10 protein-coding genes are annotated in these 6,783 nt (G+C 71.5%); all 10 read right to left on the bottom strand.

What is annotated here, in order from left to right; all coding sequences use genetic code 11:
• Positions 1–138: 138 nt before the first annotated feature.
• Entirely contained in the window at positions 139–822 is a 684-nt protein-coding gene (locus QMO56_RS25020) for a hypothetical protein (RefSeq protein WP_283530115.1), read from the bottom strand.
• Between the two features lie 3 nt (positions 823–825).
• Positions 826–1,284 (bottom strand): hypothetical protein, encoded by a 459-nt coding sequence (locus tag QMO56_RS25015; RefSeq protein WP_283530114.1) that lies wholly within the window; start codon positions 1,282–1,284, stop codon positions 826–828.
• Positions 1,281–1,835 (bottom strand): aspartyl/asparaginyl beta-hydroxylase domain-containing protein, encoded by a 555-nt coding sequence (locus QMO56_RS25010; RefSeq protein WP_283530112.1) that lies wholly within the window; start codon positions 1,833–1,835, stop codon positions 1,281–1,283. The genes QMO56_RS25015 and QMO56_RS25010 overlap by 4 nt, the downstream gene beginning before the upstream one ends.
• A gap of 255 nt (positions 1,836–2,090) precedes the next feature.
• A complete protein-coding gene (locus tag QMO56_RS25005; RefSeq protein ID WP_283530110.1) occupies positions 2,091–2,327 on the bottom strand; it encodes a hypothetical protein in 237 nt (78 codons plus the stop codon).
• Positions 2,328–2,800: 473 nt separating this feature from the next.
• Positions 2,801–3,097: a hypothetical protein gene (locus QMO56_RS25000; RefSeq protein ID WP_283530108.1), complete on the bottom strand. Its 297-nt coding sequence runs from the start codon at positions 3,095–3,097 to the stop codon at positions 2,801–2,803.
• Positions 3,094–3,312, bottom strand: coding sequence for a hypothetical protein (locus QMO56_RS24995; RefSeq protein ID WP_283530106.1), 219 nt, complete (start codon positions 3,310–3,312; stop codon positions 3,094–3,096). The genes QMO56_RS25000 and QMO56_RS24995 overlap by 4 nt, the downstream gene beginning before the upstream one ends.
• Positions 3,309–3,767, bottom strand: coding sequence for a DUF5681 domain-containing protein (locus tag QMO56_RS24990; RefSeq protein WP_283530104.1), 459 nt, complete (start codon positions 3,765–3,767; stop codon positions 3,309–3,311). Before QMO56_RS24990 ends, QMO56_RS24995 begins: the two co-directional genes overlap by 4 nt.
• Positions 3,751–4,140: a hypothetical protein gene (locus QMO56_RS24985; RefSeq protein ID WP_283530102.1), complete on the bottom strand. Its 390-nt coding sequence runs from the start codon at positions 4,138–4,140 to the stop codon at positions 3,751–3,753. Before QMO56_RS24985 ends, QMO56_RS24990 begins: the two co-directional genes overlap by 17 nt.
• Positions 4,137–5,849 (bottom strand): DUF3987 domain-containing protein, encoded by a 1,713-nt coding sequence (locus tag QMO56_RS24980; protein WP_283530100.1) that lies wholly within the window; start codon positions 5,847–5,849, stop codon positions 4,137–4,139. Before QMO56_RS24980 ends, QMO56_RS24985 begins: the two co-directional genes overlap by 4 nt.
• A complete protein-coding gene (locus QMO56_RS24975) occupies positions 5,842–6,747 on the bottom strand; it encodes a toprim domain-containing protein (protein ID WP_283530098.1) in 906 nt (301 codons plus the stop codon). Before QMO56_RS24975 ends, QMO56_RS24980 begins: the two co-directional genes overlap by 8 nt.
• Positions 6,748–6,783: the final 36 nt, after the last annotated feature.

Below are 6,783 nucleotides of genomic sequence, written 5' to 3'. Positions count from 1 at the left end.
CACGGCCGGTGATGATTTCGACGCGCGTCGGGTCGTTCGGCATAGGCGTATGCCTAGGCGCAAGCCTAGGCCCTCGGGGCTATGCCCGGTGTCCGGTCGAAATAGGGGCCACTCCACCGCGGGAGGCGCTGAAGCCGCTCACGGTGCGGCTCCCAGGTTCCAGGCCGAGGATGGGTTGCGCTGGATGTAGCCGACCGCTGAATTGGCCGAGGTGGCAGAGGGCTGCCCAAAGGCGAGATAGCCCGTCAGCGCATTGCCGGCGAAGTTGTTCACCGCAGCGCCCTGCTGCTGATACATGCTCGCCTGGTTCTGGCCGTTCTGCATGGCGATGTTGGCCAGGCTGTTCGCCGTTGTGCTGCCGAGCTGCGCCGTGGTGTTCGTCGCGGTCTGCCCGATGCCGGCCAGGGACGCCAGACGGTTGTAATAGTTGCTGTATTCGTCGCTCGCCGCGTTCTGCCGGTAGTCCTCGATGCCCTTCAGCGCCGAGCCGGAGAGCAGCAGGCCGCGCGCCGCCGCAGTGTTCTCGATGCCCCGCTGCCCCTCCGCGACGCGGAATTCGTAGCCGGGCGAGGCTTGGAAGCTGCCAAGCGCGTTCTGCATGGCGTCGGTGCCATTCGCGCCAGAAAGGTTGGCGATCTGGGCAAGCGCGTTGCCGCCCGTCTCTCGCCAGGGGGCCAGATCTTCCCGGTTCTGGTAATACTGCTGGAGCTGCGTGTCCGATGCGGTCTGCGCCGCCTTCTTTTGAGCGCCGGCGGACTTCTCGCTGGCGTAGATGGTGCCCGCCGCACCGATCGCGGCGGCTCCGATTGCTGTAAAAGCCATCGTTCAGATCCCCTTGGCCATGATGTGTTCGGCGCAGCGGTAGCCCGCCGCCTGGAAGACCCGGCTCTTGTCCAGGTCCGGCCGCGCCTTGGTGTGGTAGCGGACGATCTGCACACCGCGCTCCTTCAACCGCGCCTCGGCGAAGGCCAGCATGCGCAGGAAGGTCCGGCCACGCCGCGCGATCGGCAGCAGGAAGTGCGCGTCGTCGGCGGCGATGAGCGTGTCGCGATAGTGCAGCGGCCGGTGCAGGAGGTGGACGATGTAGCCCAGCAGGTCGCCGGCGGCGCCGCGCGCCGTCACCAGCAGGACCGCGCCGGCGGCATCCAGGGCGGCATAGGTCGAGTGGTCCAGCGAAAGCGGCGGCGATCCCGGCTCGCTCACCTCGCGCCAGTGCGCCTGCATGAGGCCCTCGATCTCCGGCAGTACTGCGCCGAAGGGCTCCACCTCGAAGCGGACCGTCACACCCGCCAGCCATCGAGGATCAGATGCACGCGCGGCCGGCTTGTCCCGTTCCGCGCGGAGTGCATCCCCGCCTTGTTGAACCACCAGAGCGTCCCCGCGATCATGCTGCATTGCTCGTCCTCGATCTGCGAAACGGCCTCGGGGCCGGTGATGATGGGGAAATGGAAGCGCTCCGTGGCCTCGGCATAGGCGCCCTCGTCCCGGTGCGCCGCGACCTCGCCGCCGGGCGCCAGGCTGACCAGAAGCGCGCGGGCCGGCCGCAGCCCGGTGACGACGTGCAGGGCGTCCAGCAGCGCCCGCAGCGCCGGGTCCGCCTGCAGCGCCGGCCAGTCCACCAGGCGCAGGTCCTCCTGGCTGTGCGGGCCGAGCGGCCACGGCGGCGTACGGAGGAACACGCTCTGGGTCGCGCCGTGGGCGCCGCCGGGATGGTCCTCCCGGGCCGTGATGGCACCGAACTCGGTGGCGTGGCGCTGCGCGGCCGCAGTCATCTGCTGCAGGAACGGAAAGCCGAGCGCGGCCACCTGCCGGTGATGGCGGAAGGGACTGCTCATCGCGCAGCCGCTTCCCGTCCGAGGGCCTGAAGGCTGCTGCTCCGGGCTGCTGCGCGCGACATCGGCAGGTCCTCATCCGCACCAGCCGCACCGCCCCATGCGGGGGCTTTCAGTGTACCAGAAGCATACAATTTCGCGCCTTCCTGGTCACGTAGAAAGGCGATAATTCGCCAATTATCTCAGGTATTTATAAGAAGAATTTCGGCAATAAATCGCGTGGCAGGATGCTGGTCCGGATGGAATGGCAGCACGCCATCACTGCGCCGGCCTGTAGCGCGCGCTCCACTCTTCCGCCGTGGTGCAGACCGGTGGACCGATCAGCACCGGCCCACGATGTCCCGTGCGCTCCTGCCAGGCGCGCATCGCCTCCGTGGCGTCCTGCAGCACGTCTTCGCGTTCCCACGCCTCGTGCGGCAGCTCCACAAAGTAGGGCGGAACCTCTGTCTGCTGCGCGACCAGGCGGGCAAGCCGTGCCTTCAGATGCCGCGTCATCGCTGCGCTCCTTTCTCGCCTTTATGGTGTTGCAAAACTCTCTGCTCCTTCTCTGGGGGGGGGGCGGCAGTGCCTCGCGCACGCACCTAGCCGCGAAACTCCTGGCCCCCAGGCGCTGGCGCCTTTTAGGGCACTGCAAAACTCCTCATGGGACTTGCGGCCGGGGGCAGAAGGCGGCCGTCACATCCCCTTTTGAGAGGTGACAAAACTCCCGCTGACCTGCCGAGCTGGGGCGGGCGGCCCCGACCTTTTCCTCCAAATGGGGGGAGGCGGGACGCACCGACAACATTGCCCCACGTCGCCCCCTATGATCGCCAGCAGTTCGGCGTCGGTCGGAGGGCTCGCCGGTGGCGGCAGGCCGGCGCCCTCGTAGAGGAAGACTAGCAGCGCCTCGTCAGGCCACTGCGCCACCGGCTTGCCCTGCCACGCCCGCCAGCCGCCGCAGTCAGCCTCCAGCCGCCCCAGCCGTGCCATCAGGCTGCTCCGCACGGGGCCGCCTCCATGGCCGCGAGGTCGATGCCCAGGCGGGCGCATTGGTCCCGGATCCACCAATCCAGGTCAGCCAACGGTACGGTGGCGACGAACGCTGCCGCGGCGGGGTCCCGTAGATCACCCGACGCCTCCGCCGCCTCCAGTGCCTCCCGCGGCCAGAGCCGCACGGAATGCCCCTGCCAGGCCTGCCACTGCCGCCGGAGCGACAGCCATCGGGCATCCTGCGCAGGGTGGCGCTGCTCCATCCGGGCAAGCCGCCGGACCATGCCGCTGTTCATGCGTTCCTCCCCTCTGCCGCCGGCAGCGCGGCATCGCGGAGCTCGACCAGCACCACGATGTCGCTGCGGCGGAACCTTGCCGCGGCCTCGGCGCGCCAGGTCGCCGCGGTGCTCTCCTGCAGCCCTTCCGGCACCATCAGCACGTGCACAGAGGGCGCTGGCTGAATGGCCGCCTCCAGCCGCCCGATGCGGGGTGCAAGCCGTCCTGTCGTCATGACCGGTTGCCTCCTTGTGCCGTCTCCAGAGCCGCGATGCGCGCCTCCAGGTCGGTGGTCTCGATCGCCTTGCGCTGCGCCTCCAGCACCGCCGCCACCGCGCTTGCCTCGTCCGGCGTCAGCTCGCCGGCCGCCATCGCCTGCGCCACGCTGGCGAGGCCGTTCACCACATCGGCCGGCGCAGCGATGGCGGGCAGGTCGAAGGTGACGGGCCGGCCCTTCCGCTCCGGCCAGAGGCGGCGCAGCAGGATCTCCGCGGCGCGCATGTCCCCGCCCTTGGCGCTCAGCACCACTGCCGCCATGACCTCCTTGGCGGCCTCATCACCCATGGCGTCGAGCGCCAGGAGCGCCTTGTGGCGCGCCCCTTTCGGCCGTCCGGCCGGATTGCCGGACTGGCCAGGTTCGAAGGGCCGTCCCCGTTGCTTTGGCTTTGTACTTTCAGCGTCGGCGCTCACGTCGAGGCTCCTGCAGGTTCATGGGCGATGTCGGAATGGAGATCGGTGGCCGTGTGCGCAGAGCGGCCGGCGGCTGGCACCAGACGCTGGCCCGCAGCAAGCCTGCCACCATGGCCCTCTGCTGCTGCTCCTGCCGCTCCCGCTCGGGGCTGCCCGTCGACGGCAGTTCCGGCTCGATGCGGATCGCCTCGCGCTCGGCATTCTCTGCCTCCCGTTCCGCCACCATAAGGGCCAGATCGTCCCGCTGGGCCCGGGCCTCGGCGAGCAGATCGGGCGGGATGGGGCGCGACGGGCGAAGGCGCAGAGAGCCATCCGGCGCGCGACGGAGGGTCGCTCCGACGGCCTCCAGGCGGGCGAGGAGGGCGCCGCTCACAGGGTGATCTCCCCGTCATCGCCGGGCGGCGGTGGCGTGCCGCAATTCGATATTAGACCCCCCTCCGAAAAAGGCGATAAAGGCGAAAACTCGGAGGGTGCCGCCCAGGGCGGGGAATATTCGGCTTTCTCGCCTTTTTCGGAGCACCCCCTAATATCGAATTGGCGTTCGGTGGCGGCCTCCCCGTCGAGCGCCGCGGGCAGCAGCGGGCTGACCAGGTACTCCCCGCGCGGGCGCCCACGCCTCCCGGTCATCGGCGCCTCGATCAGCCATCCGGCCTCGGCCAGGTAGCGGCAGGCGGCCTTCACCGGCTCGCTCTCCCGCAGGCCAGGCAGCCGGGCCTCGTCGCGGATGGCGGAGACGTTCACGCGCTCCGGCCGGGTGTCGGCGATCCATTCGGCCAGGGTGCGTGCATGGACCTCCTCCCGTGGGATGGCCGCATCGCCCAGCACCCGGCGCGCCATCGGCAGGAAGTAGTCCCGCATCAGCGCCACAGCGGCGGCCATGGCCTCGGCGCTGATGCTGACCGGCTGGTTGCAGTCGCGCCCGCACCACCAGAGGTGCTCCAGCACCAGGGCCAGCCGCAGGGCATGGCCACGCGCCTTGCCGAGGGTGGTCTTGAGCAGTCCGTGCGCGCTGCGCTCCATCCGCTGCATCTCCTGCGCGAAGGCGATCAGCAGCGGCGCGGCGTCATCGTCGAGCGGCGCCATCAGCGGCACCGGCCGGCCAGCCTCGTCCCGGCCCATCGGCAGGTCCGCCAGGCGGGTCAGCGCGTCGGCGGCCGGGCGGATCTCGGCGGCGCGGCCGGGGCGTCCGAACACGCCGGAGGCCTCCGGCCAGACCCAGAGGAAGCGGCCGGCCAGCCCATCATCGGCGCCGTCGAACACCTCGCCCAGGCGGTCGGGCTGGATGGTGCCGAAGGTCGCCACCGCCAGGTGGTCGAGGATGATCGGCTCGGGATGCTTCGCCCGGTCCACCCGGCTGCGGCCGCCGTTCCAGGCTTCGAGCCAGAAGGGCCGGTCGGTGCCGCCGTTGGCATACCGCCCAAGGTTCAGCAGCCAGCCGGACAGCTCATCCCGGACGTGGAGGACGCCCTTCGGCTGGTGCTGCAGCACGCCGGCGAGCGCCTCCTGGGTGGTGTCGGAGACGCTGGCGCGCGGGCGGGAGGGCTTCGGCGGCATGGTGGCGGCGTCGGGCTTCTCGGGCATTGGCTGGTCGCCAGCCTTGAGCGCCCGGGCGACGTCCTTCTCCCACTGTTTCAGGGCCGCCTTCGCCACCGAGGCGCGGGTCTCCCACTGCTCCAGCTCCGCCGGGTAGTCGCGCGCCATGTGCATCTCGACGCGGCCCAACACGTCGCGCATCACCGGCGCGGCGCCGGGGCTCTTGCCGGAGGACGGATTGCCGACGCTGCCGCCCCAGAGGATCGGCGGCTCGGCCCAGCCCGGCCAGGCCTGCGCCCAGCGCGCGTTGCCAATCAGCGCCGAGGCGGCGGTCAGCAGCGGCAGGGCGACGTAGTCCGGCGGGGCGTTGGCGCCCTCGGCGGCGGTGGCGCACCAACGGGCCCAGAATGTCCCGAGCGCGGGCAGCGGGAAGGCCGGCGCCGGGATGGTGCTGCGGGTCAGGATGGCCAGCGAGGGCGGGTGTGGCGCGGGGGTGCCGGCATCCGGCGGCGCGTCGGCGGGCGTGTAGGTGGTGAAGCCGTCAGCCATGCCGGGCCTCCGCCGTGCCGCTGCGGGCGCGCAGGAGGTCGTTGAAGTCTGCGCCGGCGGTGTCGGGCAGCGCCACGCGCACGCGGCGTCCTTCGGCCTCCCAGCGCCGTCCGGCCGTCCAGGCAGCGCGCTGGCCCGGCGTGTCGGCGTCGCCGGCGACGATCAGTGCGCGGGCGGTGGCGGGCAGCTCCAGCCGTTCCAGGTTGCCGGCGGCGATGCAGGCCCAGGCGGGCGCGCGCAGCAGCGCAGCGGCGGAGAGTGCCGTCTCAATGCCCTCGGCCAGCAGCAGCGAACCGGTGGCGGGCGCGGCGTGGAGCATGATCACGCCGCCGGCGATCGGTCCGAAGCTGGCCTTGTCGGGCTCCAGGGCCGCCTTGCCGCTGCCGTCCGGCCGCAGGTAGGTCCGGTGCACCGCCACCGCCTCGCCATCGGTGGCGCGGCGCACCAGGGCGAGCAGGGCGGGGAACATCCCGTCGACCTCGGGATGCCGGGTGCGTGGATGGAAGCGGAGCTGCGGTCCGACCTCCGGCTCCGCGAAGGCGGCCCAGGGCTCCAGCACGCAGCGGGCGCGCAGGTATGTTTCGGCCGGCGTGGCCTCCACCCGGAGCGCCTCGCTCCACATCGCCACCGCCAGGGCGGATTTCCGGGCGGGGGAGAGGCCTTCCCGTTGCGGCGCGGGTTGCGGCGCCGGCGGCGTCCAGTCGTCGCCAGCGGCCGCGCGGACGGCGCCCGTCAGGGCCTCGCGGTCCTGGCAGGACGCGCAGGACCAGAGCGTCCGGCCATCGCGCTCGCGGAGCGAGAAGGTGCCGGGATAGCCGCAGGCGGGGCATGCACCCCGCCAGGCGCCGGCGCCGGCGCGCCGCAGGTTCATCCGCGTGGCGAGATCAGCAGCGCGCATGGACCGCCTCCGCCGCTCGCAGGCACCGCGTGCAGT

Origin of the sequence: Roseomonas sp. E05 (assembly GCF_030063475.1) — a bacterium.
GTDB lineage: Bacteria > Pseudomonadota > Alphaproteobacteria > Acetobacterales > Acetobacteraceae > Pseudoroseomonas.
Note: the sequence above shows the minus strand (reverse complement) of the source record. Positions and strands in the feature narration are given on the sequence as shown.

What these genes read in the sequence shown, in the direction of transcription:
- QMO56_RS25020 (WP_283530115.1), bottom strand. Translation starts at nt 822, where the DNA reads ATGGCTTTTACAGCAATCGGAGCCGCCGCGATCGGTGCGGCGGGCACC.
- QMO56_RS25010 (WP_283530112.1), bottom strand. Translation starts at nt 1,835, where the DNA reads ATGAGCAGTCCCTTCCGCCATCACCGGCAGGTGGCCGCGCTCGGCTTT.
- QMO56_RS25005 (WP_283530110.1), bottom strand. Translation starts at nt 2,327, where the DNA reads ATGACGCGGCATCTGAAGGCACGGCTTGCCCGCCTGGTCGCGCAGCAG.
- QMO56_RS25000 (WP_283530108.1), bottom strand. Translation starts at nt 3,097, where the DNA reads ATGAACAGCGGCATGGTCCGGCGGCTTGCCCGGATGGAGCAGCGCCAC.
- QMO56_RS24995 (WP_283530106.1), bottom strand. Translation starts at nt 3,312, where the DNA reads ATGACGACAGGACGGCTTGCACCCCGCATCGGGCGGCTGGAGGCGGCC.
- QMO56_RS24980 (WP_283530100.1), bottom strand. Translation starts at nt 5,849, where the DNA reads ATGGCTGACGGCTTCACCACCTACACGCCCGCCGACGCGCCGCCGGAT.
- QMO56_RS24975 (WP_283530098.1), bottom strand. Translation starts at nt 6,747, where the DNA reads ATGCGCGCTGCTGATCTCGCCACGCGGATGAACCTGCGGCGCGCCGGC.